Below are 25,693 nucleotides of genomic sequence, written 5' to 3' on the forward strand. Positions count from 1 at the left end.
CACATATTTTTTCATCACTTGGAAACTAGGGCGAGTCACCTGATGACACTATTACAAAATAAACTGGCTCACATCTTTATTTTTAGCAATTGTTGCTAATTTCTCCTCAACGTATTGAGGTGTTATCGTTATTTTCTCTAACGTAATTTCAGATGCTTCAAACGATAAATCTTCAAGGAGCTTCTCCATAATCGTATGAAGTCTTCTTGCTCCAATATTATCTGTATCCTGATTAACTTGATAAGCAATCTCAGCAATCTTACGAATAGCTTCGTCTGAAAATTCAATTTCTATACCTTCAGTCGCTAATAATGCCATATATTGTTTAATTAACGCATTGTCAGGCTCGATTAGTATTTTAACAAAATCGTCTGTCGATAATTTTGTTAATTCTACTCGAATCGGAAATCTCCCTTGCAATTCCGGAATTAAATCCGACGGTTTAGACATATGGAACGCTCCAGCTGCAACGAATAAAATATAATCCGTTTTTACTGATCCGTATTTTGTCGCAACATTCGACCCTTCTACAATCGGCAAAATGTCACGTTGCACACCTTCACGTGATACATCTACGCTATTCGACTGCTTACCAGCAATTTTGTCAATTTCATCGATAAAAATAATCCCGAGCTGTTCAGCACGATAAACAGCCTCTTGTGTAACTTCATCCATATCAATTAAGCGCTGTGCCTCTTCATTTGTCAAGAGTTTTCTTGCTTCTTTTACAGAAAGTTTACGTTTTTTCGTTTTTTTCGGCATAAAACTTCCTAGCGCATCTTGGAAATTCATTCCCATTTGCTCCATGCCAGTTCCTTGTAACATATCAAACATGGAAGACTGTTGTTCAGTCACTTCAATCGATACAATTTCGTCTTCAAGAAGCCCTGCAGCAAGCTTTCTCTCCACATCTTGACGCTTCTTTTCGATTTCAACATCTTCTTGTGTATCAGACGTTTGATTCGAATTTTGAGTGCCTCCAAAAAGCATCTCTAATGGATTTTTGAATCCAGATTGTTTCTCTGGACTCGGCACTAAAATTTCAACAAGACGTTGATTCGCTTGCTCTTCGGCTTTATCTTGAACTTTCACTACCATTTCTTCTTTTACGATACGAACCGATGTTTCCACTAGGTCACGTACCATCGACTCTACATCTCTACCCACATATCCAACTTCTGTGAATTTTGTAGCCTCAACCTTAATAAAAGGTGCTCCAACGAGTTTCGCCATTCGTCGTGCTACCTCTGTTTTCCCAACACCTGTCGGTCCAATCATTAAGATATTTTTAGGTGCAATTTCGTCACGTAAATTTTCAGCTAATTTACTGCGACGATATCGATTTCTCAACGCTACAGCAACCGCTTTCTTTGCGTCTTTTTGACCGATGATGTATTGATCTAATTTTTCCACAATTTGGCGCGGAGTAAAATGTAAATGCATATAAAATGCCTCCCTTACGATTCTACAATTCTTCAACAATTATGTTGTGATTCGTATAAACACAAATATCGCCAGCAATCTCTAAACTCGCTTTCGCAATTTGCTTCGCTGTTAAGTGTTCACTTGCATATTGCTTTAAAGCACGACCTGCAGAAAGTGCATAATTCCCACCAGATCCAATTGCTAAAATACCATCATCCGGTTCAATTACTTCTCCTGTACCTGAAACAAGGAGCATAGTTGTTTTATCCATGACAATGAGCATTGCTTCTAGCTGACGTAACATTTTATCGCCACGCCATTGTTTGGCCATTTCAACAGCAGCACGCTGCAAGTTGCCGTTATACTCTTCTAATTTCCCTTCAAACATTTCAAAAAGAGTAAATGCGTCAGCAACTGATCCTGCGAAACCAGCCAAAACTTTACCTTGGAAAAGTTTACGAACTTTACGAGCTGTATGTTTCATTACAACAGCATTTCCCATTGTCACTTGGCCATCTCCAGCCATTGCACATTCTCCATTATGATGAACTGCAAATATCGTTGTAGCGTGGAAATTTCCCATAGAAAAAACTCCTTTATTTGTTTTTATAGCTTTTAAAGCAATTTATGCCCGCGGGTGATGCTTCATGTAAACAGAACGCAATCTTTCTTTAGAGACATGCGTATAAATTTGTGTCGTCGACAAATTTTCATGGCCTAATAACTCCTGTACAGTACGTAAATCCGCCCCTTCATCTAGCATATGTGTAGCAAATGTATGCCTTAACATATGGGGACTTATCCGCATTGTCAGCGAAGCCTTTTTAATGAGTTCATTTAAAACATAACGAACTCCACGACTTGTTAGCGGTTTACCTTTCGCATTTAAAAATACCATATGAGAGTCTTCGTCAGTCTTATTAACTAACTGTTTTCTCCCATTCTCTATATAAGTAATTAAAGAATCTTGCGCATAGCTTCCGAACGGAATATACCTTTGTTTTTTTCCTTTTCCCATTACTAAAATTGTTCCCACCGCAAAGTCAATATCGGTAAGTTGTAAATTGACACATTCACTCACACGGATCCCAGTCGCATACATCAACTCTAACAAAGCTTGATTCCTTTGACCTAATGGCGTTTCTGTGTCAGAAACTTCAAATAATTCCTCTAACTCTTCAGCATATAAAAACTTTGGGATTGACAATTCTTTTTTGGGGAGTGACGCAAGTGCAAACGGATTATCCTTTCGATAACCTTCACGCATCAAAAAACGATATAAACTTCGTAAGCTTGATACTTTTCTTGCGACAGATTTACGGGCTAACTTCTCATCGTGCAACGTCGTTAAGTACAAACGAACATCCGCGTATGTAACGTCTAAAAAAGAGGATATACCTTCTCGTTCCATAAATTGCACAAAATGTTCTAAATCATTTTGATAACTTGCAATTGTATATTTTGAATAATTTCTTTCAATTTGTAAATATCCAACGAATAATTGTAACAATTTCTTCACATTCACACAACTCACCTCAATAAAGGCTACTAAATCGTATCACAACTTAGTAGCCTTTGCAAGAAATTTAACTAAATATTTACAAAATTTCGAATCGTTTCTAAAGCGCGTGCTGCGTACGCTTCATTTCGTTCTGCTTTCTTTTTAATCTTCTTCTCTAACGGTGCAAATAGACCGAAGTTCGCATTCATCGGTTGGAAGTTTTTAGCGTTCGTTGCCGTAATGTAATTTGCCATGCTACCCATCGCAGTTACTGGCGGTAATACAACTGGCTCTTCACCTTGCACAAGACGCGCAGCATTAATTCCTGCTAATAATCCTGATGCTGCCGATTCAACATATCCCTCTACTCCAGTCATTTGACCAGCGAAGAATAAATCATCCCGTTGTTTATATTGATATGTTGGACGAAGCAAATTAGGTGAATTAATAAACGTATTACGATGCATTACACCATAACGTACAATCTCTGCATTTTCTAATCCTGGAATTAACTGTAACACTTCTTTTTGCGGTCCCCACTTTAAATGTGTTTGGAAACCTACGATATTGTATAAAGTCCCCGCTGCATCATCTTGACGTAACTGAACAACAGCATATGGCGTTTTCCCTGTTTTTGGATCTTCCAATCCAACAGGTTTCATAGGTCCAAATACTAACGTCTGTCTCCCTCTACTTGCCATAACCTCTACTGGCATACAACCTTCAAAGAAAATTTCTTTTTCAAACTCTTTTAAAGGCACTGTCTCAGCAGCAATTAGAGCCTCATAAAAACGATCAAACTCTTCTTCTGTCATTGGGCAATTTAAATATGCAGCTTCACCTTTGTCATAACGCGATTTTAAATATACTTTATTCATGTCAATGCTGTCTTTTTCTACGATTGGGGCTGCAGCATCATAGAAGTAGAAATAATCTTCTCCTGTTAATTCTTTCAATTTTGCAGAAAGATCAGGAGATGTTAATGGACCTGTAGCAATAATTGTCGGTCCCTCTGGAATATCTGTAATTTCTTCATTCATTACAGTTACATTTGGATGGTTCTTTACGTATTCTGTTACTTTAGCTGCGAACTCATGACGGTCTACAGCTAAAGCGCCTCCAGCTGGTACAGAGCACTCATCCGCCGCACGAATAATTACAGAATCCATTAAGCGCATTTCCTCTTTAATAACTCCAACTGCATTTGTTAAAGTGTTTGCACGAAGTGAGTTACTACATACTAATTCAGCGAATTTATCTGTGTGATGAGCTGGCGTTTGCCTTACCGGTCTCATTTCATATAATCTAACTTGGACACCACGTTTTGCAATTTGATAAGCTGCTTCACTTCCTGCAAGACCTGCGCCAATGACGTTTACTACTTGTGTTGTCATTTATATCACCTTTCCTTTTCTTCCCGAAAAAAATGTGAGCAGTTACGCTCACATTTGTTGTTCTTCTTCATAATCGCACGAAATACATTGTACTTGCACGCCTTTTTTCAACTTTTTCTCTACAAGCATGCCTTCGCACTTCGGACACTTACGACCAATTGGCTTATCCCAAGATACAAAGTCGCATTCCGGATACGTACCGCACCCATAGAAAAGACGTTTCTTTTTATTACTACGGCGTTCAATAATTTGACCCTTATCACACTTTGGACAAGTAACACCGATTTCTTTCACAATCGGCTTTGTATTACGACAATCTGGGAAATTCGAGCAAGCCATAAATTTCCCGTATTTACCCATTTTAAAGACCATTGGGTGATTACATAATTCACAATCTTCCCCAGCTGGTTCATCTTTAATTTCCACTTCACGCATTTCTTTTTCCGCTTTTTCTAAACGCGGTTCAAAACCTACGTAGAAATCATCAACAATTTTTACCCAATTCGCATTTCCTTCTTCTACTTCATCAAGGCTTTGCTCCATATTGGCAGTAAATTCAATGTTAATAATTTCTGGGAAAAACTCTAAAATAAGTTCAATTACTATTTCACCAAGTTCAGTCGGAACAAAGCGTTTATTATCCAAGCCTACATACCCACGCTTTTGAATCGTTTCAAGTGTAGGTACATATGTCGACGGTCTTCCAATTCCAAGTTCTTCAAGTGTTCTTACTAGGCGAGCCTCTGTATAGCGCGGAGGAGGTTGTGTAAAATGTTGCTTTGGTTCTAAATCCTTTGAAAATACAGTTTCCCCTACTTCTAAAGGCGGCAACATCTTATCCTTTTCTTCAGCACCATCATCTTTTGACTCTACATACACTTTCATAAATCCCGGGAACTTTACAACCGATCCACTTGCACGGAACTGAACATTGTTATTAATGAGTCTCGCTGTCACAGTATCCATTATAGCAGACGCCATTTGACTTGCAACAAATCGCTCCCAAATCAATTTATATAATCGAAGTTGATCACGACCTAAGAAACTTTTTAGTTCCTCTGGCTTTCTCATTACCGAAGTAGGACGAATTGCCTCATGCGCATCTTGTGCATTTGACTTTTTCGTTTCTTTCTTCTTTTCTGTTCCTATGTATTCCGTACCATACGCTTCAGTGATGTAAGTACGAGCCTCTGTTTGAGCTGTTTCTGAGATACGTGTTGAATCAGTTCTCATATACGTAATAAGACCTACAGTTCCTTGTTTTCCAAGATCTATCCCTTCATACAATTGCTGTGCAAGCATCATTGTTTTCTTTGCTCGCATGTTTAACTTACGGGCTGCTTCTTGTTGCAAGGAAGATGTTGTAAACGGTAATGCAGGGTTACGTTTTCGCTCTTTGCGCGTTACATTTTCAACTGAAAACGCATTGTCTTTCATCTGTTCAATTATTTCATTCACTTGCGTTTCATTTGTTAATTGAACTTTTTCACCATCTACACCGTAAAAGCTTGCTTCAAATGTGTCTTTTCCTTTTACAAATTCTGTTTTAATTGTCCAGAATTCTTCAGGTTCAAAGTTTTGAATTTCCCTTTCACGCTCGATGATTAAACGAACTGCTACAGATTGTACACGTCCTGCACTTAATCCTTTTTTTACTTTCTTCCATAATAAAGGACTAATATTGTAACCAACAAGACGATCAAGTATACGTCTTGCTTGTTGTGCATCCACTAAATCCATATTAATTGCACGAGGATGTTTAAATGATTCTTTGATCGCATCTTTCGTAATCTCATTAAACACAACCCGACAATCTGATTCAACGTCCACATTTAACGTATTCGCTAAATGCCAAGCAATCGCTTCCCCTTCACGGTCTGGATCGGCCGCGAGATAGACTTTCTTTGCTTTTTTGGCCGCTGATTTTAAATCTTTTAAGACGGGACCTTTACCACGAATGGTAATATACTTCGGGGTGAAGTTGTTCTTTACTTCTATCCCCATTTGACTTTTTGGCAAATCGCGAACATGTCCCATAGACGCGACAACTTTGTATTTTTTCCCTAAATATTTCTCAATGGTCTTCGCCTTAGAAGGCGACTCCACGATTACGAGGTAATCTGACATGCTAGTGCCTCCTTAAGAGGTGGATTCAAGTCTTCATTAATCTTATTGATTTCTCTTGTTTTTGTCAATCAAGAATGAATATACCATACAGTGCCAATCTACCATTTGTCAATAATTGTTTAATAAAAACATAAAAATATAAGGTTAATTTAAAATCTCTTCCAAGATATCTTCTGCATTTCTTACTAGTTTTGCTCCTTGCTGAATAAGATGATTCGTTCCCGATGCCCCCTCTATAAATATAGGTCCAGGAAGCGCAAATACCTCTCTACTTTGCTCTAACGCAAGGTCCGCAGTAATAAGTGTTCCACTTCTCGATTTCGCTTCTACAACTAAAACACCTTTACTTATACCACTAATAATCCGGTTTCTTTTTGGAAAATACCATTTTTTCGGTGCATAGTGCGGCGGATACTCTGTCAATAACAATATATATTCCTTCCACATTTCATATAAAGGTCTATTTTCTTTCGGATACATAAAAGACAATCCATGCCCTAATATCGCAATAGTCGGGCAATGATGCCTTACTGTAATCTCATGAGACATTGTATCTATCCCTTTTGCAAACCCACTGACAATAAGCCACTCTCTTTCTAATAAAGGGTGTAAAATAAACTTCAAACTCTCATGACCATATAATGATGGTTCTCTCGTTCCAACAACTGCTAATTTATTTACTTTATTCAGGAAATCTTTCTCTCCTTTTCCATATAAAACGAAGGGAGGGTCTTGTATTTCACGTAATAATTGCGGATAATTTTCATCCCATATCGTTATATAAAAAATACGATTTTTCTCTAAATAAGATATATATTGCGGAAGATTTGAACTTTGAAGAAATTTTACTAGTTCTGAAGATTTTTTCGAGGATATTCCAGTGTAGTGTTCCATTTGTTTTTCGTTAAAATTATATATGTTCTCTAATTCTGGATCGACATATAGTAGCCTCTCCATCGCTTTCCAATAATCTGCTAGCAAGTAATGAAGATGTAATAATCTCTCTCTTTTCATCTTGATTCTCCTTACCCATAATTTTTATTATGTAAACAGAAAAAGTCTAAAAAGACACCCTCAAGTAAGAAGGTGTCTTTCAACAGATTAATAGTTTTTACAAGTCTCAAATAAACCTTTTTCTTTTAAAACAGAGATTAGCGTTTCTCCCATAACTGCTGGAGTTTCAGCTACTTTAATGCCACAAGCTTCCATTGTTTTAATCTTTTCAGCAGCAGTTCCTTTACCGCCAGAAATGATTGCACCAGCATGGCCCATACGTTTGCCAGCAGGCGCTGTTTGACCACCAATGAAGCCTACAACAGGTTTTGTCATATTAGCTTTTACCCATTCAGCTGCCTCTTCTTCTGCTGTACCGCCGATTTCACCAATCATAATTACAGCATGTGTTTCTTCATCTTCATTAAATGCTTTTAAAGCATCAATAAAGTCTGTACCGTTAACAGGGTCTCCGCCGATACCTACAGCAGTAGATTGGCCAATACCTTCTTGTGTTAACTGATGTACAGCTTCATACGTTAATGTACCAGAGCGAGATACGATACCAACATGACCTTTTTTATGAATATATCCTGGCATAATACCAATCTTACATTCATCCGGTGTGATTACACCTGGGCAGTTTGGTCCAAGTAAACGTGTATGTTTACCCGCCATATATCTCTTTACGTTTACCATATCTAATACAGGAATCCCTTCAGTAATACATACTACTAAATCAATTTCTGCATCAACAGCTTCCATAATTGCATCTGCCGCAAAAGCGGGTGGAACGTATACAACTGAAGCGTTTGCGCCTGTTGCTTTCACTGCATCTTCTACTGTATCAAATACTGGTACACCTTCAATATCAGTGCCGCCCTTACCTGGTGTTACACCACCGACAATTTTCGTACCGTATTCAATCATTTGTTTTGTATGGAATAAACCTTGAGAACCTGTAATACCTTGAACAATAACTTTTGTATCTTTATTAACTAATACGCTCATTTTTCTCCCCCGCTTTCTATTAGCCCACTAGTGAAACAATTTTTTGTGCACCGTCTGCCATAGATTCTGCTGCAACAATATTTAAGCCAGACTCATTTAAAATTTTCTTACCTAGTTCTACGTTTGTACCTTCAAGACGTACAACTAAAGGTAACTCAAGACCTACTTGTTTCGTTGCTTCAATAACACCTTCTGCAATAACATCACACTTCATAATGCCACCAAAAATGTTAACAAAGATACCTTTTACATTTTTGTCAGAAAGGATAATTTTGAATGCTTCTGTAACTTTTTCTGCAGTTGCACCGCCACCAACATCTAAGAAGTTAGCTGGGTCACCGTGGTAATGTTTAATGATATCCATTGTAGCCATCGCTAAACCTGCACCATTAACCATACAACCGATATTTCCATCTAAAGGAATGTAGTTTAAGTCGTATTTTGAAGCTTCAATTTCTTTTGAATCCTCTTCATCAAGATCACGAAGCTCTAAAATGTCTTTATGGCGATATAATGCATTAGAATCAAAGTTTAATTTTGCATCTAATGCCATAACTTTACCTTCACCTGTTGTAACAAGTGGGTTAATCTCAGCGATAGAGCAATCTTTTTCGATAAACGCACGGTATAAGCCCATCATAAACTTCACAGCTTGTCCTACAAGCTCTTTTGGAATATTGATGTTAAATGCGATTCGGCGCGCTTGGAAACCTTGTAAGCCTACTGCTGGATCAATATATTCTTTAAAGATTTTTTCAGGTGTTTTTTCTGCTACTTCTTCAATTTCTGTTCCGCCTTCTTCAGACGCCATTAAAACAACTTGAGAAGTTGCACGATCTAAAACTAGACCTACATAATATTCTTTTTTAATATCGCAACCTTCTTCGATAAGTAAGCGTTTTACTTCCTTACCTTCAGGACCTGTTTGATGTGTCACAAGTGTAGTTCCTAAAATGCTTTCTGCATATGTACGAACTTCATCTAAATTTTTTGCAACTTTTACTCCGCCAGCTTTGCCGCGTCCACCAGCGTGAATTTGTGCTTTCACTACACATACATCTGTTCCTAATTCTTTCGCCGCTTCTACAGCTTCTTCTACTGTAAATGCAACCTTCCCGTTCGGAACGCTAACCCCATAGCTTCTAAGGACTGCCTTACCTTGGTACTCATGGATATTCATGGTCCCATCCTCCCCTGTTTTCCTGTTTTACTCGAAAAGTTTTTTAATGTTTAAAAAACATTACATTGCCATTGTATAAGATGATTGGCACGCTGTCTACAATAAAGTGTCAGAAAACTGAAATCGCTTTATTCTTTTTCGGAAATAGTAATGTTTATATGCCAAAATAAAAAAATAAGCTGTATATTTACAGCTTATTTTTGAATCATATCTTTAATTGGCGCGAATGACTTTCGGTGTTCATCTAATACTCCATGCACTTGAATTGCCTCTAAATGTTGCTTTGTGCCATATCCCATATGTTGCTCAAATCCATATTGAGGATACTTCTCTCCCAGTTCTTTCATCATACGATCTCTCGTTACTTTTGCGATAATGGATGCGGCTGAAATCGAAACACTTTTCGCATCACCTTTAATAATTGATGTTTGCGGAATTGGTGTAGGAAGTTTCATCGCATCAATTAATAAATGTTGGGGTGTACAAGATAAATTCGCAACTGCATCTAACATCGCTTGTTTCGTTGCTTGGTAAATATTAATGTCATCAATAACTTGCGGCGATACAATTCCTACTCCAATTGCAATTGCTTGTACTTTTATTTCATCATAAAAACGCTCACGTTTCGCTTCACTCAACTTTTTCGAATCATTTAACCCTGGAATATAAAAATCCTCAGGAAGAACGACAGCTGCCGTCACAACAGGCCCAGCCAATGGCCCGCGCCCTACTTCATCAATACCCGCGATATATGTGACCCCTTTTTCACGCAAAGCATTTTCATACTTGGACATTTCAAAAAACTTCTCTTTTTCTTTCTGTTCTAACTCTTTTTGTTTATACCACTTCAAAACGAGCTTTTGAACACCTTTTCGATCATCTTTCATTAACAGTTGAAAGCGATCATCTTCTTCATTCATAATTTCTTTCAATACATTTTCTGCTTCTTTTATCGTCATAGTTTGCATTTATACAAGCTCCTTTTTAAACATATCCAAAAAGAAAAGACGCACAAACGCACGTCTTATACTTCTTCTATTTTTTCCACATCTTCTACTTGCTCTGCAAACTCTTCCGGTGTTTCAAACGTCATTTTTCCAAGTTTGCCACCACGAAGCTCACGAAGCACAAGCTCAGATGTCTTATCATAATCAATCATTCCGCCGCCCATTAAGCAGCCTCTATTTTTTCCAATTGCATCGAATAATTCCACAATATCTTCTGGAATCTCATTTAAATTATAGCGTTCTTTCAAGCGTTCTGGATAATGTTTCTCCATAAAACGTAATGCGTAAACAGCTACATCTTGTAAATTTAAAATTGAATCTTTAATTGCACCCGTTGTCGCTAAGCGAAGACCCACTAATTGATCTTCAAATTTAGGCCACAGAATACCTGGTGTATCTAACAATTCCATTTCCTTCCCAACTTTAATCCATTGTTGAGCTGTTGTCACACCTGGACGATCTCCTGTTTTAGCAATATTTTTCTTTGCCAATTTATTAATCAATGTAGATTTACCAACATTTGGTATACCTACAATTAATGCACGAATCGCTCTCGGTCTAATACCTTTTGCAACCATTTTATCAAATTTTTCTTTAACAAGCACTTTACAAGCTGCTGCAATTTCCTTCATACCTTGTCCAGCTTGCGCGTTAATTGAAATTGCCATATGGCCTTTTTCTTTAAAATATGCGATCCATTGTTTTGTTAAACGATCATCTGCCATATCCGCTTTATTTAAAACAACAAGCCTTGGCTTATGTGTAATGATTTCATCAATCATTGGGTTTCGAGATGATAATGGTAATCGAGCATCTACAAGTTCAATTACAACATCAATTAATTTTAATTTCTCCGTTACTTGGCGTCTAGCCTTCGCCATATGCCCTGGAAACCATTGAATTACCATGTTGCCACCTTCTTTTTCATTTATTTCACAATACGTGCGTCTTCTAACGGCCAATATAACATATTAGCTTTACCAATTACTTGATCCATTGAAATCGTACCGATTGAACGGCTATCTTTACTAAAACGACGATTATCACCTAAAACAAATAATTGATCTTTTGGAACGGTTTTCTTGCCTGTCATTTCTTCAAGATTAAAATCATATGTAAGCGGTCCGTCAGCAATTTGCTTTTTCTGCTTGTCTAAATACGGCTCCTCATAAGCCTTTCCGTTAATATACAGTTTATCATTACGATACTCTATTTCATCGCCTGGCAGGCCTATAATGCGCTTAATGTAATCTTTATCTTCTGTTGCTCGAAATACGATAATATCAAAGCGTTTTGGATCTCCAATGTGATAACCAATTTTATTCACAATCATTCGATCACGATCATGTAAAGTAGGTGCCATCGATACCCCGTCTACGAGAATTGGCGCAAAGAAAAACTGTCTAATAACACCAGCTAATACAACAGCAATCAAAATTGCTTTAATCCATTCCCAAAGTGAACTCTTCTCTTTTTTCATGCATTTCCCCTCCACGGTTATGTAAACTGCTCGTATTATACCAAAATTTCATATAGATTGGAAAAAGGGAGCTTGTGCATTTACAAGCTCCCATACATGTCTTATCGAATTTCTTTAATACGTGCTTTTTTACCGCGAAGGTTACGTAAGTAGTATAACTTAGCACGACGTACTTTACCACGGCGAAGTACTTCGATTTTCGCGATTCTTGGCGTGTGAACTGGGAATGTACGCTCAACACCTACACCGTAAGAAATCTTACGAACTGTGAATGTTTCACTGATTCCGCCACCACGACGTTTAATTACAACACCTTCGAAAAGCTGAATTCTTTCACGAGTTCCCTCAACAACTTTTACGTGTACACGTAAAGTGTCACCAGGACGGAATGAAGGAAGGTCAGTTTTTAATTGGCCTTTTGTAATTTCTGCGATTAATTGTTGCATATTAAATTCTCTCCTTTAAACAGATGCTCTTATAAAGTCTTAATAAATTACAGCGGAACATCGTTAATACGGCTACTGATTTCAGTAGCACAAATGTTATAATAGCATATTACTAGGCCTGTTGCAATAGCAAATATATGAAGTTATTACTGCTCTCGCTTTATTTCCTCAAGCCATTTTTTCTCTTGTTTAGATAGCTCTCTCTCATCTAATAAATCAGGTCTACGCGTATACGTTCGGCGCAAAGATTCCTTATGTCGCCATTCATCAATGTTTTTATGATTCCCTGACATTAATACATCCGGTACCTTCATACCACGAAAATCAGCTGGACGTGTATAATGAGGATGCTCTAATAAACCTGTACTAAACGAATCCTCTACTTGTGAAGCATGATTTCCTAGCACACCTGGCAAGAGACGTACCACACTATCAGTAATAACCATAGAGGCTAATTCTCCGCCCGTTAATACATAGTCACCAATAGAAATCTCATCCGTTACGAGATGCTCACGAATTCGTTCGTCATATCCTTCATAATGCCCACATACGAAGATTAAATGTTCTTCCCCTGCAAGCTCTTCCGCTTTCTTCTGCGTAAATCTTTCGCCCTGCGGACACATTAAGACAACTCTCGGCTTACGCTCTGTCTCTTTCGTCAAATCCTCTACAGCATCAAAAATAGGCTGAGGAGTAAGCACCATACCAGCTCCTCCGCCGTAAGGATAATCGTCTACGCTATTATGCTTACTTGTTGTATAATCACGAAAGTTAACAACACGAAGGTTTACCGCTTCTTTTTCTTGCGCCTTCTTTAATATAGAAGATCCAAATACACCGGTAAACATGTCTGGGAACAACGTTAAAATATCAATTTTCATTATAGCAGCCCTTCCATTACATGAATGGTTACTAATTTATTTTCAATATTAACTTGAAGTACAACATCATCGATATAAGGAATTAAGAGATCTTGACCCTTCGGGCGTTTAATTACCCAAACATCATTTGCACCAGGAGATAGAATCTCTTTGATTGTCCCTAGCGCTTCTCCTTCTTCCGTTACAACACTGCAACCAATAATTTCATGATAGTAGTATTCACCTTCAGCAAGTTCGCCTAACTGCTCTTCTGGTACTTTTATTAAAGAACCTTTAAACTTCTCTACTTCATCTACATTGTTATATCCTTCAAATGTTAATAAATCGAATGTCTTATGTTGGCGATGAGAAGTTACCTTCACCGGAAGATAGTCTGTGCCTTTCTCATTCGATATGTATAGCGTGTTTCCTACTTTATATCGCTCTTCTGGAAAATCAGTACGAGAAATAACACGGATTTCTCCTCTTACGCCATGAGTATTTACAATTTTCCCTACGTTAAACCATTTTGTCATAAATAGTATGTCACCCCTGGTTTCTATATAAATTAAGCATCTCCATTTCGCAGATGGAACATGCAATCTCTATTTAAATGTTAAAAAAGGGAGAGGAATAACTCCTCGCCCTTTTTACGTTTATTGAATTTCCAGTGTTACTTTTTCATCATTATGATGTCCCACTGAATACAAGAGCATTCGAATCGCTTTCGCAACTCTCCCTTGCTTTCCAATGACTTTTCCAACATCCTCAGGATGTACAGTTAATCGATACTTTATCTCTCCGTTGCAAAGTTCCTGTGTAACTTTTACATCTTCAGGATAATCGACAAGAGGCTTGACAATCGTCTCGACTAACTTCTTCATAGTCATTGCCTCAATTACTTACCTTGTTTAGATAAGTGGAATTTCTCCATGATACCTTGGTTAGAGAATAAGTTACGAACTGTATCAGATGGTTTAGCACCATTTCCTAACCATTTTAATGCTGCTTCTTCGTTGATCTTAACTTCAGCTGGTTGAGCAACTGGATTGTAAGTTCCGATTTCCTCAATGAAACGTCCGTCACGAGGAGAACGAGAATCTGCAACAACTACACGATAGAAAGGAGTTTTTTTAGCTCCCATACGTTTTAAACGAATTTTAACTGCCATTTATAAAGCACCTCCGAATTTATTTCACACAGATAATTATATTAGCAAAAAGACTATTGCTTTGTAAAGTATTTTTTCTTAACAGAGCCATCTTTTTTTCCTTACATGAATGGAAACTTCAATCCACCTAGTCCTTTTTTCTTACCTTTTTGCATTCCCGTCATCGTCTTCATCATTTTTTTCATGTCATCGAATTGCTTAATTAGACGATTGATTTCTTGTACAGTTGTACCGCTACCTTTGGCAATGCGCTTTTTGCGACTAGCATTGATTATTTCCGGTTGTTCTCGTTCTAATTTAGTCATAGAACGAATAATTGCCTCAATATGCCCAATTTGTTTTTCATCAACTTGCGCATTTTTCAGCCCTTTAATTTTATTTGCACCAGGAAGCATTCCTAACAATTCATCAAGCGGCCCAAGTTGGCGCACTTGTCCAAGTTGTTCTAGGAAATCGTCAAGCGTAAACGAAAGCGTACGCATTTTTTGCTCAAGTTCTTTTGCTTTCTCTTCATCAACTGTAGCTTGCGCTTTTTCAATTAACGTTAAGACATCGCCCATCCCTAAAATACGGGATGCCATACGCTCTGGATGGAACGCTTCAATTGCATCTAGTTTTTCACCCATACCAGCAAATTTAATCGGCGTGTTTGTTACAGCCTTAATAGATAATGCAGCACCACCGCGCGTATCACCATCTAATTTCGTTAATACAACACCTGTTAAACCTAACTGTTCATGGAAACTTTGTGCAACATTTACCGCGTCTTGCCCCGTCATCGCATCGACAACAAGGAAAATTTCATCCGGTTTCGCAACTTCTTTCACTTTCGCTAATTCATCCATTAATTCTTCATCAATATGCAGGCGACCCGCTGTATCGATTAAAACATAATCGTGATGATCTTCTTTTGCTTTTGCAATCGCTTGTTTCGCAATTTCAACAGGACTTACTTGATCTCCTAAAGAAAATACAGGCATGTCCAATTGCTTCCCTAATGTTTCAAGCTGTTTAATCGCTGCTGGACGGTAAATATCCGCTGCAACAAGCATCGGTTTACGATTATGCTTTTTACGAAGCAAATTCGCAAGCTTACCTGTCGTCGTTGTTTTACCCGCACCTTGCAGACCAACCATCATAATAACAGTCGGTGGCTTATTAGCAACAGCAATTTTGCTTTGCTCTCCGCCCATAAGTTCTGTAAGTTCTTCCTGTACAACTTTAATTACTTGTTGTCCAGGTGTCAAACTTTTCATTACATCTTGTCCGACAGCACGTTCAGACACACGCTTCACAAAATCTTTTACTACTTTAAAGTTAACATCCGCTTCTAAAAGAGCTAGACGAACTTCTCTCATCATTTCTTTCACATCGGCTTCAGAAACTTTTCCTTTGCCGCGGATTTTTTGCATTGTCTGTTGAAGTCGGTCGGCTAATCCTTCAAATGCCATATTGCCGCCCTCCTAATCTAATTTTTCGATAGCTTCAACAACTTGTTTCATTTCTTCATTCACATGCTCTTCTTCGCTGATTAGCTGTTTTAGCTTTGCAACAAGTCGCTGTCGCTCTTGAAACTTTTGAAGTAATACTAATTTTTCTTCATATTCTTCAAGCATCGCTTCAGTCCGTTTAATGTTATCATACACGGCTTGGCGACTTACATCAAATTCTTCCGCAATTTCACCAAGAGATAAATCATCTAGATAATAAAGCGACATATAACTTCTTTGTTTTTGCGTTAACAACGATTGATAAAAATCAAATAAATAGTTCATTCTCGTTGTTTTTTCGAGCATGTTGGATCATCCTTTGTTAAGTGATTTCCCTTTACATGAATTAGTTTACATGTAGTCCAAAAGAGTGTCAAGTTTTTTTCTTAACATCATATATTTTTTATAGAAAAAGAAGCGGAAATACCGCTTCTTTCGCTTATACTTCTTCTGTTTCTACTAAGTTCGCAAATAAACCATACACATATTGTTCTGGATCAAACTGCTGCAAGTCATCCATTTGCTCTCCTAATCCAACAAACTTCACCGGTACATCCATTTCGTTACGAATCGCTAATACAATACCACCTTTAGCAGTTCCATCTAACTTCGTTAAAACAATACCAGTTACATTCGTTGCTTCACGGAATGTTTTCGCTTGGCTTAAACCGTTTTGTCCTGTTGTTGCATCAATAACAAGCAATACTTCATGAGGAGCACCTGGTACTTCACGCTCAATTACACGCTTCACCTTCTCTAACTCTTTCATTAAGTTCACTTTATTTTGCAAGCGTCCTGCTGTGTCACATAGTAATACATCTACCTTACGTGCTTTCGCTGCTTGTACAGCGTCATACATAACCGCCGCTGGATCAGATCCAGATCCTTGTTTAATCACTTCTACACCAACGCGATCGCCCCATACTTCTAATTGTTCAATCGCTCCAGCACGGAATGTGTCTCCTGCCGCCAATAGGACTGACTTACCTTCTGATTTAAACTTATGCGCCAGTTTACCAATTGTCGTCGTTTTTCCTACACCATTAACACCAACAAATAAAACGACCGTTAATTGGTCCTCTTGCATATTAATTTCGTTACTAAAATCGCTGTCACCTTTGTAAATTCCTACTAGTTTTTCTGAAATAACAGCTTGTACTTCTTTTGGATCTTGAATGTTACGACGTTGTACTTCTTCTTTCAATTGGTCAATTAATTCCATTACCGTCGCAACGCCAACGTCTGCACCGATTAAAATTTCTTCTAACTCTTCGAAGAAATCTTCGTCCACTTTACGGTAACGATACACTAAATCATTCACTTTATCCGCAAATGAATTTCTCGTTTTTTCTAATCCTTGTTTAAATTTCTCTGTAACTGTATCCGTTTGTTTTGAAATTTTTTCTTTTAGTTTTTTAAAAAAACTCATACTTTCCCATCCTTCCTATTCACTTGCAATAAGTTCTTCTCCGGCGTCTAAACGAACCGAAACAAGTTTAGATACCCCCGATTCTTGCATTGTTACACCGTACAACACATCAGACTCTTCCATTGTACCTTTTCTATGTGTAATTACAATAAACTGCGTCTCATCACTGAATTTCTTTAAATACTGTGCAAAACGAGCTACATTCGCCTCATCAAGGGCTGCCTCTACCTCATCTAGTACACAGAACGGTACTGGGCGTACTTTTAAAATACCAAATAAAAGCGCAATTGCTGTTAAAGCACGCTCTCCACCTGAAAGTAAACCTAAGTTCTGCAGTTTCTTCCCTGGCGGTTGTGCTACAATATCAATACCCGTATTTAGTAAATCCTCTGGATTAGTCATTACTAAATCCGCTCTACCGCCTCCAAATAATTCAGAGAATACCGATTGAAACTCCATTCTAATGCCTTCAAACGTAGTAGAAAAGCGTTTTTTCATTTCTTCATCCATTTCGGTAATAAGCTGGTGCAATGTCGCTTTCGCTTCTTCTAAGTCGTCTCTCTGCTCTAGTAAGAATGTATGACGCTCCGCTACACGTTCATATTCATCAATTGCCCCTAGGTTCACTGTACCTAACTCTTCTATGGATAATTTGATTAATTTTACTTTCTTACGCGCATCTTCTGCAGGCATTGTCATTGTATATTTTAGTTTTGCCGCTTCAAATGAAATCGTATATGTTTCACGTAAATGTTGTAATCTATTTTCCAACTCTACATCCAGTCGATTTATTCTCACTTCTTGATCTTTCAACATTTCAAGAACATATTTATGTTTACCTGTCGTTTCTTTCAAATTGCGCTCTAAATGTTCTACTCTCTCTTGCAACGATACACGTTGTTCACGACGAGAGCGAATTAATTCTGAAGTTTGATTACGATCATATGCTTTCTTCTCAATCATATTCGTAATTTGCTCTTCACCACTTGAATTAGATGTCATTTCTTGTTTTAAGAACGCTAAATCCTCTTTCGTTTTTACAAGTGTCGCATCCGTTTCTTCTTTTTCCTTCGTCAATCGTTCAACTTTTTCTTTTTGATTAGATAAGCGTTGTTGCTTTTCAGCTGCCAGCACTTTTAACTCAGTCATTTCTTTTTGAACTTTTTCTTTCGAAGAATGTTGCTCACTTTTTTGTTTTGTTAAAGCTACAATTTTACTATCTAACTTAGTGATTTCAGCTTGAAGATTCGTTAAAACCCCTTCTAACTCCTCTTTACGCCCTTGCATTTTTACTCGATCTTGTAAAAACCCTTCAATCTCTAAATCATAAATAGACAACCGATCATTAATACGATGTTCTTCTAATTCTAAACGATTAATCTCTTCTCTTAATTTCTGCTCATCTACACGATCTGCTTCTACAGTTTGCCTTAGTTCGCGTATTTTCACTTCTTTTTCTTGAATCTCTTGTTTTACTGCTTTAACAAAGTTTTCTAACTTCGTTGTTTTTTCTTCCATATCAGTTAACTTGCGAGTCCACTCTTCCAGTTCACGTTGGCGTCCTAATAAAGAAGATTTCGCTTGCTTTACCGCCCCACCAGTCATAGAACCGCCAGGATTCACTACGTCACCTTCGATTGTTACAATGCGATAACGGTATTGCAGTTGTTTCGCCAACTCATTTGCTCCACGTAAATCTTTCGCAACAATAACAGTACCTAATAAATTTGAAACTACATTTTCATATTTATTGTTGTACTGCACAAGTTCTGCCGCCACACCTACAAACGATGGGTGTTGATTTGCAATGCGTAATTGCTCAAATGATAACGATCTGCTTTTAATAACAGCTTGCGGTAAAAACGTTGCACGTCCATGTTTATTTTGCTTTAGAAATGCAATCGCATTACGAGCATGTTCCTCTGTTTGTACAACAATATGCTGCATCGCTGCACCTAGAGCGATTTCCATTGCAACTTCGTATTCTTTCGGTACCGTTAACAGTTCCGCAACAGCACCCTCGATACCTTGCAACCTATTTTCTCTAGCTTTCAATACTTCACGTACACCTTGATAGAATCCAGAATAATCTTCTTGCATCTCTTCAAGCATTTCTTTTCGAGAACGTGCCTGTTGCACAAATTGATATGCTTGATACAGTTTTGTTTCATTTTCACTATACTGCGTCTTACATTTCCCAAGCGCCGCCTCTGTCTTCTGTATATTTGAGAGAATGCCAGCTACTTTTTCTTTCGCTTGTTCGTAACTTTCTACAAGTTTCGTCTTTTTCGCTGTAATTTCCATACGCATTTCTACATATTTCGCATTCTCTTCATCTAGACGCTCGTTTTTAGACGTTTGCTGTTTCGATTGTTCTTCAATCATAGATAATTCATTACGATGACTAGCTTGTTGATTTAAAAGCTCAATATAGTCACCTTTTAAATTCTCAATCTGTTCCTCTAAATTGTCAGCAAAAGTAGCAAGCAGTTGCTCATTATCATGCAATTTTTGCTCCAACTCTTTTACTTCATTCACAAATTGCATTAAAGATTCTGTACTTGACTCAATCTCACCATCGTAACTTTTAGCTTTCTCAGTTAATTCAACAATTAACTGCTCAAGTTGCGCACAATGCGTCGTAGCATTTTGCTTTCTTTCTTTTAACAACTCACGCTGCCCTTCTAGTTTTTCTAGCTCTTTACTAGAAAGAAGAAGTACTTCTTGCAACGAGTCTACAGACTCGTCTACCGCTTGTAATTGTCCTCGTAATTCCTCAAGCTCTTCTTCACTTTTTTGTAAATTCGTTGACATTTTAGCTTCTTCGTTTTTATTATGCCCAAACTGATTTCGAAGCGCTTCCCATTTCTCATGCAATTCTTCAATTTCATGAACAATAAGCGCAGCTTCTACTTTCTCTAATTCTTCTTTATTCTCAAGATAATCTTTCGCAATAGAAGCTTGTCTTTCTAAAGGTTCTACTTGACTACTTAATTCATGAATTATATCTTGTACACGATTTAAGTTTTCTTGTGTTTCTGCTAGTTTCCCTTCAGCTTTCTTTTTGCGAAGTTTGTATTTTAGTACGCCTGCCGCTTCTTCAAATACACCTCGACGCTCTTCTGACTTACTACTTAAAATCTCTTCCACTTTCCCCTGGCTAATAATTGAAAAAGCTTCTCTTCCCATACCAGAGTCCATAAATAAATCGATAATATCTTTCAATCTACATGATTGTTTATTAATATAAAAATCACTATCACCTGAACGAGATACACGACGTGTTACACACACCTCATTGTATTCAATTGGTAAACGTTGATCTTCATTATTTAAAGTTATTGTTACTTCAGCAACATTAACCGCTCTCCTCGTATCACTGCCTGCAAAAATAATATCCTCCATCTTTGCACCACGTAATGATTTTGCAGATTGTTCACCAAGTACCCAGCGAATTGCATCAGTAATATTACTTTTCCCGCTTCCATTAGGTCCTACTACAGAAGTTACACCTGGGACAAAATCAACAGATACACGCTCAGCAAAAGACTTAAACCCTGCTATTTCTAATCTTTTTAAAAACACGAAAGGCCTTCCTCCTATTCTCCGTCGTTATAAATGTTCTCTATATAAAAACAAGTATTATACGGATTTACCTTCTTTTTCTTTATAAACAAAAAGAAAGTTTCATTCTATGCATAAGGAATCCCCCTCATTCAAAGGGGGATTCCTTATAGTTGTTCTTTTAATTTTTTCAATGCTTCTGCAGCAGCTTGTTGCTCTGCTTCTTTTTTCGACTTACCACTACCAAGACCTAAAGCTACGTTATTTAACGTAACACGTGACACAAATTCTCGATTGTGAGCTGGTCCTTTTTCTTGCAAAATTTGATACTCAACATTGCCACTGCCATCACGCTGAATCAATTCTTGCAACTGACTCTTATAATCCATCACATGAGAAAAAGCACCCTCATTAATTTTCGGATATACAATTTCTTTTAAGAATTCCCAAACTGTTTCTAGCCCTTGATCAAGATAAAGGGCACCAATAAACGCTTCAAAGACATCCGCTAATAAAGCTGGTCGTTCACGTCCACCTGTCATTTCTTCACCTTTTCCTAATAAAACAAGGCTGCCAAATGACAATTCGTTCGCAAAACGAACAAGAGATGGCTCACATACAATAGCTGCACGTAGTTTTGTTAACTCTCCTTCGCTCATTGTCGGATATTTTTGAAACAGATACTGTGATACAGTCAGTTCCAATACTGCATCTCCAAGAAATTCAAGACGCTCATTATCTTCATGCGGTTTTTTTCGATGCTCATTCACATACGATGAATGCGTAAATGCTTGAATCAATAATTTTTCATCTGTAAACGTAATACCTATCTTTTCTTGAAACACTTTAAATGCTTCACGATATTTTGTTTCGTATTTTTTTTCTCTATATTTTCGGTACGGCATAGGTCCCTCCAGATATAAGCCAGAAAGCCCCGCTAAAAAACGGGACTTCACTTAAGCATTATAGATGACTCTCTATGTAAGTCACAGCATCGCCAACAGTAGCAATCTTTTCAGCATCTTCATCAGAAATTTCCATTTCGAATTCATCTTCTAATTGCATTACAAGTTCTACTACATCTAGGGAGTCTGCTCCTAAATCTTCCTTGAAGCTTGCAGCTGGTACTACCTCAGTCTCTTCTACTCCTAAACGATCAACGATGATTTTTGTTACGCGCTCTAAAACATCTGCCATTCCATTCACCTCCCCTCAAATATTATATTAAATATTGACCAAAAAAACTAGGTGAAATCGATTCTTTTATTACATTACCATACCGCCATCAACATTTAACGTTTGACCTGTAACATATTTGCTTTGATCAGAAGCAAAAAACGTTACAGCATTCGCGATATCTTTCGCTTCACCAAATTGAGCAGCTGGAATAACTTTTAACATTTCAGCTTTAATATTCTCATCTAGTACATCCGTCATATCAGTCGCAATAAAGCCCGGCGCAATTGCATTCACAGTAATATTTCGACTTGCTAACTCTTTTGCAGATGTTTTTGTTAATCCAATAACACCCGCTTTAGCAGCAACATAATTAGCTTGCCCTGGGTTTCCTATAACACCCACAACAGAAGCGATATTTATAATTCTACCGTGACGTTGACGCATCATATAACGAGATACTGCTTTTGTACATAAGAATACACCTTTTAAGTTTGTATTAATAACTGTATCCCATTCTTCTTCTTTCATACGCATTAATAAATTATCTTTTGTTACACCAGCATTATTTACAAGAATATCAACTTGTCCAAATGTATCTACTGTTTGTTTCACCATATTTGTAACATCATCAGCATTTGCAACATCTGCTTTTACCGCAATTGCATCAGAACCTAATTTCTTAATTTCATCTACTACTTCATTTGCTTTTTGTTCATTACCTGCATAATTTACTACTACATTTGCCCCTTGTTTCGCTAAATCGATCGCAATCGCGCGACCAATTCCACGTGAAGCGCCAGTTACTAATGCTACCTTCCCTTTTAACATCAGTTTTCTCCTCTCAAATTTGAAATGGTATCTTTTAATGTCTCTTCATCATATATCGCATATGCTTTCACTGATGAATCAATTGACTTCATAAGTCCAGCAAGTACTTTTCCAGGCCCAATTTCAATAAATGTATCTACTCCCTGCTTCACCATACATTCAATAGACGGGTACCATAATACAGGCGAATAAAGCTGTTCGATTAACTTTTCTTGAATGTCGGCACCACGTGTAATAACATCCGCCGTAACATTTGCAATAACAGGAATGTTCGTATCATGAATTGTAATTTCATTCAAAACGCTTTGAAACTTCTCAGCTGCCGGCTTCATAAGTGAAGAATGGAATGGCCCACTTACTTTTAGTGGAATTGCTCTCTTTGCACCATTTTCTTTCGCTCTTTGAGAAGCAACCTCTACGCCTTGCTTCGTTCCAGAAATTACAATTTGCTTCGTACTATTCATATTAGCGATTTGCACTGCATATCCTTCACTTGTTACTTCTTCTGTAACTTGTTTCAGCATATGTGGGTCAGCACCTAATATAGCTGCCATTGCACCTTCCCCGCCCGGAACAGCTTCTTCCATATATTCCCCGCGTTTCCTTACAGCATATACCGCATCTTCAAAAGTTAATGCACCAGCTGCTACAAGAGCGCTATATTCACCTAAACTATGACCAGCGACAAAGTCAGGTGTAATGTCATACTCTTTCAAAGCTGTCAAAATAGCAAAACTCGTTGTTAATAATGCAGGCTGCGCATTTGTTGTTAATGTAAGCTTTTCCTGCGGTCCTTCAAAAATCACTTCTGAAAGTGAATCTTGCAACACCTCATCTGCTTTTGCAAACACTTTTGCAACCTCTTTATTATTCTCTGCTAATTGTTTACCCATTCCAACTGCCTGTGAACCTTGGCCCGGAAAAAGAAATGCTATTTTTCCCATTTCAAATCCTCCTCTTATTGGAGTGACTCTTTCTCCATTACGCTTGAAATCGTAGGAATTACTTCTTTCGCTACCATTTCTCTCGTTTGACGAATCGCACTAAATATCGACTGGTCATTAGAAGAACCGTGAGCCTTAATGACAGGTGCTTTCAATCCAAATAATGCAGCTCCTCCATACTCCGAATAATCCATTTTATCTTTTAATACCATAAGTTTTGGCTTTAATACCGCCGCTGCTAATTTACTCGTAAATGAACTCATTAATTGTTCTTTCAACATAGAGAATAGCGCAAGTGCTGTTCCCTCTAATGATTTCAACGCTACATTCCCTGTAAAACCATCACATACAACAACATCTGCTACACCTTGCAATAAATCTCTTGATTCAATGTTCCCAACGAAATTAATTGGCGCATCTTTAAGCATTGCAAATACTTGCTTTGAAAGCTCGTTTCCTTTTCCATCCTCTGTTCCAACGTTTAATAGTCCAACGCGAGGATTTTCAATTCTTCTTACCTTCTCAGCATAAACAGATCCCATTACTGCATATTGATATAAATGAATTGGTTTTGCATCAACATTTGCTCCAACATCTAACATAACAAAACCTTTTCCATCTACAGTTGGCATTGTAGGCGATAAAGCTGGTCGCTCAATTCCTTCCATACGACCGACAACAAATAATCCAGCTGCCATTAAAGCTCCTGTACTACCTGCGGATATACAAGCGTCTGCTTCTCCATCCTTTACTTGTTGTGCCGCAAGCACCATTGAAGCTTGTTTTTTTCGACGAACCGCTCTTACTGGTTCCTCCGTTGATTCTATTTTTTCGTCTGTATGAAGAATAGTAATTCGTTCATCACTCGTTAAGTATTGACGAATTTCCTCTTCTTTCCCTACTAACGTAATATGTAAATCAGAATATTCCTTAATAGCTTTCATTGCCCCTAATACTACAGCCTTTGGAGCGTGATCTCCGCCCATTGCATCTATTGCGATTTTCATAAGTTGTTACCTTCCTCACTATAATTACTAGATCGATACATTTCAAAAGTGCCTGTAAAAACAAGTTCTTCTCCAACGAAGCTACGCACTTTGACAACCGTCCGTCCCTTATCATTCTCTACATCTTCAACGCGCGCTTTTGCAACAACACGCTCTCCTAATTTTACAGGGCGAATGTATCGAATGGTAGACTTTGCAGTTAAAGCTAATTCTTCATCAATAACTGCAACAGCTAGTGAGTTTGCTTGCGCAAACAGATGATGCCCACGGGCAATTTGATTTCTTTTAAATACATGTTCTACCTTTACTTCAAAGATAGAGATTGCATGTCTATCTAATTCAATATCAATAATTTCTCCAACAACCTCTTCTAACGGTAAAGATTTCACATCTTCTTCATGTTGCTTTGTAGCTACATGTTTAATTCTCTCTCTTAATTCAGGAATAGACAATTCCATACGATCAAGTCGTACTGTTTGTATACTCACTTGAAATTTTTCCGCTAAATCTTCATCCGTAATAAAAGGATTTGATTCGATTGTTTGTTGTAATAACTCTTGTCTTTCTTTTTTACTTCTTCTTTTTTTCATACCGCACCATCCATTTTTATGACTAGGTACTAACAGTAGTATATAATCATTAAAAGTAGAATGCAAC

The 25,693-nt window shown here is 37.7% G+C and carries 26 protein-coding genes; all 26 read right to left on the reverse strand.

Annotation, left to right across the window (positions count from 1 at the left end; genetic code table 11):
- Window positions 1-51: 51 nt before the first annotated feature.
- Window positions 52-1,443 carry an ATP-dependent protease ATPase subunit HslU gene (gene hslU / locus ABWK52_RS00115; RefSeq protein ID WP_000550087.1) on the reverse strand — a complete coding sequence of 464 codons (1,392 nt, stop codon included), beginning with the start codon at window positions 1,441-1,443 and terminating at the stop codon, window positions 52-54.
- 22 nt (window positions 1,444-1,465) lie between these two features.
- A complete protein-coding gene (gene hslV, locus ABWK52_RS00120) occupies window positions 1,466-2,008 on the reverse strand; it encodes an ATP-dependent protease proteolytic subunit HslV (protein ID WP_000526272.1) in 543 nt (180 codons plus the stop codon).
- Window positions 2,009-2,050: 42 nt separating this feature from the next.
- Window positions 2,051-2,950: a tyrosine recombinase XerC gene (gene xerC, locus ABWK52_RS00125; RefSeq protein ID WP_001101241.1), complete on the reverse strand. Its 900-nt coding sequence runs from the start codon at window positions 2,948-2,950 to the stop codon at window positions 2,051-2,053.
- Between the two features lie 65 nt (window positions 2,951-3,015).
- A complete protein-coding gene (trmFO, locus tag ABWK52_RS00130) occupies window positions 3,016-4,320 on the reverse strand; it encodes an FADH(2)-oxidizing methylenetetrahydrofolate--tRNA-(uracil(54)-C(5))-methyltransferase TrmFO (RefSeq protein WP_000213002.1) in 1,305 nt (434 codons plus the stop codon).
- A gap of 48 nt (window positions 4,321-4,368) precedes the next feature.
- Complete coding sequence (gene topA, locus ABWK52_RS00135; RefSeq protein WP_001286963.1) at window positions 4,369-6,447, reverse strand: type I DNA topoisomerase; 2,079 nt, start codon at window positions 6,445-6,447, stop codon at window positions 4,369-4,371.
- 144 nt (window positions 6,448-6,591) lie between these two features.
- Window positions 6,592-7,461, reverse strand: a complete 870-nt coding sequence (gene dprA, locus ABWK52_RS00140) for a DNA-processing protein DprA (RefSeq protein WP_000818039.1) — start codon at window positions 7,459-7,461, stop codon at window positions 6,592-6,594.
- 87 nt (window positions 7,462-7,548) lie between these two features.
- Window positions 7,549-8,451 (reverse strand): succinate--CoA ligase subunit alpha, encoded by a 903-nt coding sequence (sucD, locus tag ABWK52_RS00145; RefSeq protein WP_000115178.1) that lies wholly within the window; start codon window positions 8,449-8,451, stop codon window positions 7,549-7,551.
- Window positions 8,452-8,470: 19 nt separating this feature from the next.
- Window positions 8,471-9,631, reverse strand: a complete 1,161-nt coding sequence (gene sucC, locus ABWK52_RS00150; RefSeq protein ID WP_001020791.1) for an ADP-forming succinate--CoA ligase subunit beta — start codon at window positions 9,629-9,631, stop codon at window positions 8,471-8,473.
- Window positions 9,632-9,825: 194 nt separating this feature from the next.
- Window positions 9,826-10,599 (reverse strand): ribonuclease HII, encoded by a 774-nt coding sequence (locus tag ABWK52_RS00155; protein WP_001194267.1) that lies wholly within the window; start codon window positions 10,597-10,599, stop codon window positions 9,826-9,828.
- A 56-nt stretch (window positions 10,600-10,655) separates the two neighbouring features.
- Window positions 10,656-11,546 (reverse strand): ribosome biogenesis GTPase YlqF, encoded by an 891-nt coding sequence (gene ylqF / locus ABWK52_RS00160; protein ID WP_000236702.1) that lies wholly within the window; start codon window positions 11,544-11,546, stop codon window positions 10,656-10,658.
- A 20-nt stretch (window positions 11,547-11,566) separates the two neighbouring features.
- Window positions 11,567-12,118 (reverse strand): signal peptidase I, encoded by a 552-nt coding sequence (gene lepB, locus ABWK52_RS00165; RefSeq protein ID WP_000711851.1) that lies wholly within the window; start codon window positions 12,116-12,118, stop codon window positions 11,567-11,569.
- A gap of 101 nt (window positions 12,119-12,219) precedes the next feature.
- Window positions 12,220-12,564 carry a 50S ribosomal protein L19 gene (gene rplS / locus ABWK52_RS00170; protein ID WP_001186516.1) on the reverse strand — a complete coding sequence of 115 codons (345 nt, stop codon included), beginning with the start codon at window positions 12,562-12,564 and terminating at the stop codon, window positions 12,220-12,222.
- Between the two features lie 146 nt (window positions 12,565-12,710).
- The gene (trmD, locus tag ABWK52_RS00175; protein WP_000686903.1) at window positions 12,711-13,445 is read right to left on the reverse strand and encodes a tRNA (guanosine(37)-N1)-methyltransferase TrmD; all 735 of its coding nucleotides are present in this window, start codon (window positions 13,443-13,445) and stop codon (window positions 12,711-12,713) included.
- Complete coding sequence (gene rimM / locus ABWK52_RS00180) at window positions 13,445-13,960, reverse strand: ribosome maturation factor RimM (protein WP_000170278.1); 516 nt, start codon at window positions 13,958-13,960, stop codon at window positions 13,445-13,447. Before rimM ends, trmD begins: the two co-directional genes overlap by 1 nt.
- A 120-nt stretch (window positions 13,961-14,080) precedes the next feature.
- A complete protein-coding gene (locus ABWK52_RS00185; protein WP_000737401.1) occupies window positions 14,081-14,308 on the reverse strand; it encodes a KH domain-containing protein in 228 nt (75 codons plus the stop codon).
- Between the two features lie 14 nt (window positions 14,309-14,322).
- Entirely contained in the window at window positions 14,323-14,595 is a 273-nt protein-coding gene (rpsP, locus tag ABWK52_RS00190) for a 30S ribosomal protein S16 (RefSeq protein ID WP_000268750.1), read from the reverse strand.
- A gap of 101 nt (window positions 14,596-14,696) precedes the next feature.
- Window positions 14,697-16,046: a signal recognition particle protein gene (gene ffh, locus ABWK52_RS00195; protein ID WP_000863460.1), complete on the reverse strand. Its 1,350-nt coding sequence runs from the start codon at window positions 16,044-16,046 to the stop codon at window positions 14,697-14,699.
- A 12-nt stretch (window positions 16,047-16,058) separates the two neighbouring features.
- Window positions 16,059-16,391 (reverse strand): putative DNA-binding protein, encoded by a 333-nt coding sequence (locus tag ABWK52_RS00200; RefSeq protein ID WP_000891062.1) that lies wholly within the window; start codon window positions 16,389-16,391, stop codon window positions 16,059-16,061.
- Window positions 16,392-16,524: 133 nt separating this feature from the next.
- Window positions 16,525-17,514: a signal recognition particle-docking protein FtsY gene (ftsY, locus tag ABWK52_RS00205; protein ID WP_000007655.1), complete on the reverse strand. Its 990-nt coding sequence runs from the start codon at window positions 17,512-17,514 to the stop codon at window positions 16,525-16,527.
- 15 nt (window positions 17,515-17,529) lie between these two features.
- A complete protein-coding gene (gene smc, locus ABWK52_RS00210) occupies window positions 17,530-21,099 on the reverse strand; it encodes a chromosome segregation protein SMC (RefSeq protein ID WP_000478977.1) in 3,570 nt (1,189 codons plus the stop codon).
- 146 nt (window positions 21,100-21,245) lie between these two features.
- Window positions 21,246-21,983, reverse strand: coding sequence for a ribonuclease III (rncS, locus tag ABWK52_RS00215; protein ID WP_001146875.1), 738 nt, complete (start codon window positions 21,981-21,983; stop codon window positions 21,246-21,248).
- 58 nt (window positions 21,984-22,041) lie between these two features.
- Window positions 22,042-22,275 carry an acyl carrier protein gene (acpP, locus tag ABWK52_RS00220; protein WP_000786062.1) on the reverse strand — a complete coding sequence of 78 codons (234 nt, stop codon included), beginning with the start codon at window positions 22,273-22,275 and terminating at the stop codon, window positions 22,042-22,044.
- Between the two features lie 69 nt (window positions 22,276-22,344).
- The gene (fabG, locus tag ABWK52_RS00225) at window positions 22,345-23,085 is read right to left on the reverse strand and encodes a 3-oxoacyl-[acyl-carrier-protein] reductase (RefSeq protein WP_000911768.1); all 741 of its coding nucleotides are present in this window, start codon (window positions 23,083-23,085) and stop codon (window positions 22,345-22,347) included.
- On the reverse strand, window positions 23,085-24,029 hold the full coding sequence (fabD, locus tag ABWK52_RS00230; RefSeq protein ID WP_000515903.1) for an ACP S-malonyltransferase: 945 nt from the start codon (window positions 24,027-24,029) through the stop codon (window positions 23,085-23,087). Before fabD ends, fabG begins: the two co-directional genes overlap by 1 nt.
- A gap of 14 nt (window positions 24,030-24,043) precedes the next feature.
- Window positions 24,044-25,036 carry a phosphate acyltransferase PlsX gene (gene plsX / locus ABWK52_RS00235; protein WP_098541599.1) on the reverse strand — a complete coding sequence of 331 codons (993 nt, stop codon included), beginning with the start codon at window positions 25,034-25,036 and terminating at the stop codon, window positions 24,044-24,046.
- Window positions 25,033-25,626, reverse strand: a complete 594-nt coding sequence (gene fapR / locus ABWK52_RS00240) for a transcription factor FapR (RefSeq protein WP_000747349.1) — start codon at window positions 25,624-25,626, stop codon at window positions 25,033-25,035. The genes plsX and fapR overlap by 4 nt, the downstream gene beginning before the upstream one ends.
- Window positions 25,627-25,693 lie beyond the last annotated feature (67 nt).

The organism is Bacillus sp. AP50 (assembly GCF_040492675.1).
Classification (GTDB): Bacteria; Bacillota; Bacilli; order Bacillales; family Bacillaceae_G; genus Bacillus_A; species Bacillus_A cereus.

Excerpts from the sequence above, each read along its gene's own strand:
- hslU (WP_000550087.1), bottom strand. The coding sequence starts at position 1,443 with ATGCATTTACATTTTACTCCGCGCCAAATTGTGGAAAAATTAGATCAA.
- hslV (WP_000526272.1), bottom strand. The coding sequence starts at position 2,008 with ATGGGAAATTTCCACGCTACAACGATATTTGCAGTTCATCATAATGGA.
- trmFO (WP_000213002.1), bottom strand. The coding sequence starts at position 4,320 with ATGACAACACAAGTAGTAAACGTCATTGGCGCAGGTCTTGCAGGAAGT.
- topA (WP_001286963.1), bottom strand. The coding sequence starts at position 6,447 with ATGTCAGATTACCTCGTAATCGTGGAGTCGCCTTCTAAGGCGAAGACC.
- dprA (WP_000818039.1), bottom strand. The coding sequence starts at position 7,461 with ATGAAAAGAGAGAGATTATTACATCTTCATTACTTGCTAGCAGATTAT.
- sucD (WP_000115178.1), bottom strand. The coding sequence starts at position 8,451 with ATGAGCGTATTAGTTAATAAAGATACAAAAGTTATTGTTCAAGGTATT.
- sucC (WP_001020791.1), bottom strand. The coding sequence starts at position 9,631 with ATGAATATCCATGAGTACCAAGGTAAGGCAGTCCTTAGAAGCTATGGG.
- ABWK52_RS00155 (WP_001194267.1), bottom strand. The coding sequence starts at position 10,599 with ATGCAAACTATGACGATAAAAGAAGCAGAAAATGTATTGAAAGAAATT.
- ylqF (WP_000236702.1), bottom strand. The coding sequence starts at position 11,546 with ATGGTAATTCAATGGTTTCCAGGGCATATGGCGAAGGCTAGACGCCAA.
- lepB (WP_000711851.1), bottom strand. The coding sequence starts at position 12,118 with ATGAAAAAAGAGAAGAGTTCACTTTGGGAATGGATTAAAGCAATTTTG.
- rplS (WP_001186516.1), bottom strand. The coding sequence starts at position 12,564 with ATGCAACAATTAATCGCAGAAATTACAAAAGGCCAATTAAAAACTGAC.
- trmD (WP_000686903.1), bottom strand. The coding sequence starts at position 13,445 with ATGAAAATTGATATTTTAACGTTGTTCCCAGACATGTTTACCGGTGTA.
- rimM (WP_000170278.1), bottom strand. The coding sequence starts at position 13,960 with ATGACAAAATGGTTTAACGTAGGGAAAATTGTAAATACTCATGGCGTA.
- ABWK52_RS00185 (WP_000737401.1), bottom strand. The coding sequence starts at position 14,308 with ATGAAGAAGTTAGTCGAGACGATTGTCAAGCCTCTTGTCGATTATCCT.
- rpsP (WP_000268750.1), bottom strand. The coding sequence starts at position 14,595 with ATGGCAGTTAAAATTCGTTTAAAACGTATGGGAGCTAAAAAAACTCCT.
- ffh (WP_000863460.1), bottom strand. The coding sequence starts at position 16,046 with ATGGCATTTGAAGGATTAGCCGACCGACTTCAACAGACAATGCAAAAA.
- ABWK52_RS00200 (WP_000891062.1), bottom strand. The coding sequence starts at position 16,391 with ATGCTCGAAAAAACAACGAGAATGAACTATTTATTTGATTTTTATCAA.
- ftsY (WP_000007655.1), bottom strand. The coding sequence starts at position 17,514 with ATGAGTTTTTTTAAAAAACTAAAAGAAAAAATTTCAAAACAAACGGAT.
- rncS (WP_001146875.1), bottom strand. The coding sequence starts at position 21,983 with ATGCCGTACCGAAAATATAGAGAAAAAAAATACGAAACAAAATATCGT.
- acpP (WP_000786062.1), bottom strand. The coding sequence starts at position 22,275 with ATGGCAGATGTTTTAGAGCGCGTAACAAAAATCATCGTTGATCGTTTA.
- fabG (WP_000911768.1), bottom strand. The coding sequence starts at position 23,085 with ATGTTAAAAGGGAAGGTAGCATTAGTAACTGGCGCTTCACGTGGAATT.
- fabD (WP_000515903.1), bottom strand. The coding sequence starts at position 24,029 with ATGGGAAAAATAGCATTTCTTTTTCCGGGCCAAGGTTCACAGGCAGTT.
- plsX (WP_098541599.1), bottom strand. The coding sequence starts at position 25,036 with ATGAAAATCGCAATAGATGCAATGGGCGGAGATCACGCTCCAAAGGCT.
- fapR (WP_000747349.1), bottom strand. The coding sequence starts at position 25,626 with ATGAAAAAAAGAAGAAGTAAAAAAGAAAGACAAGAGTTATTACAACAA.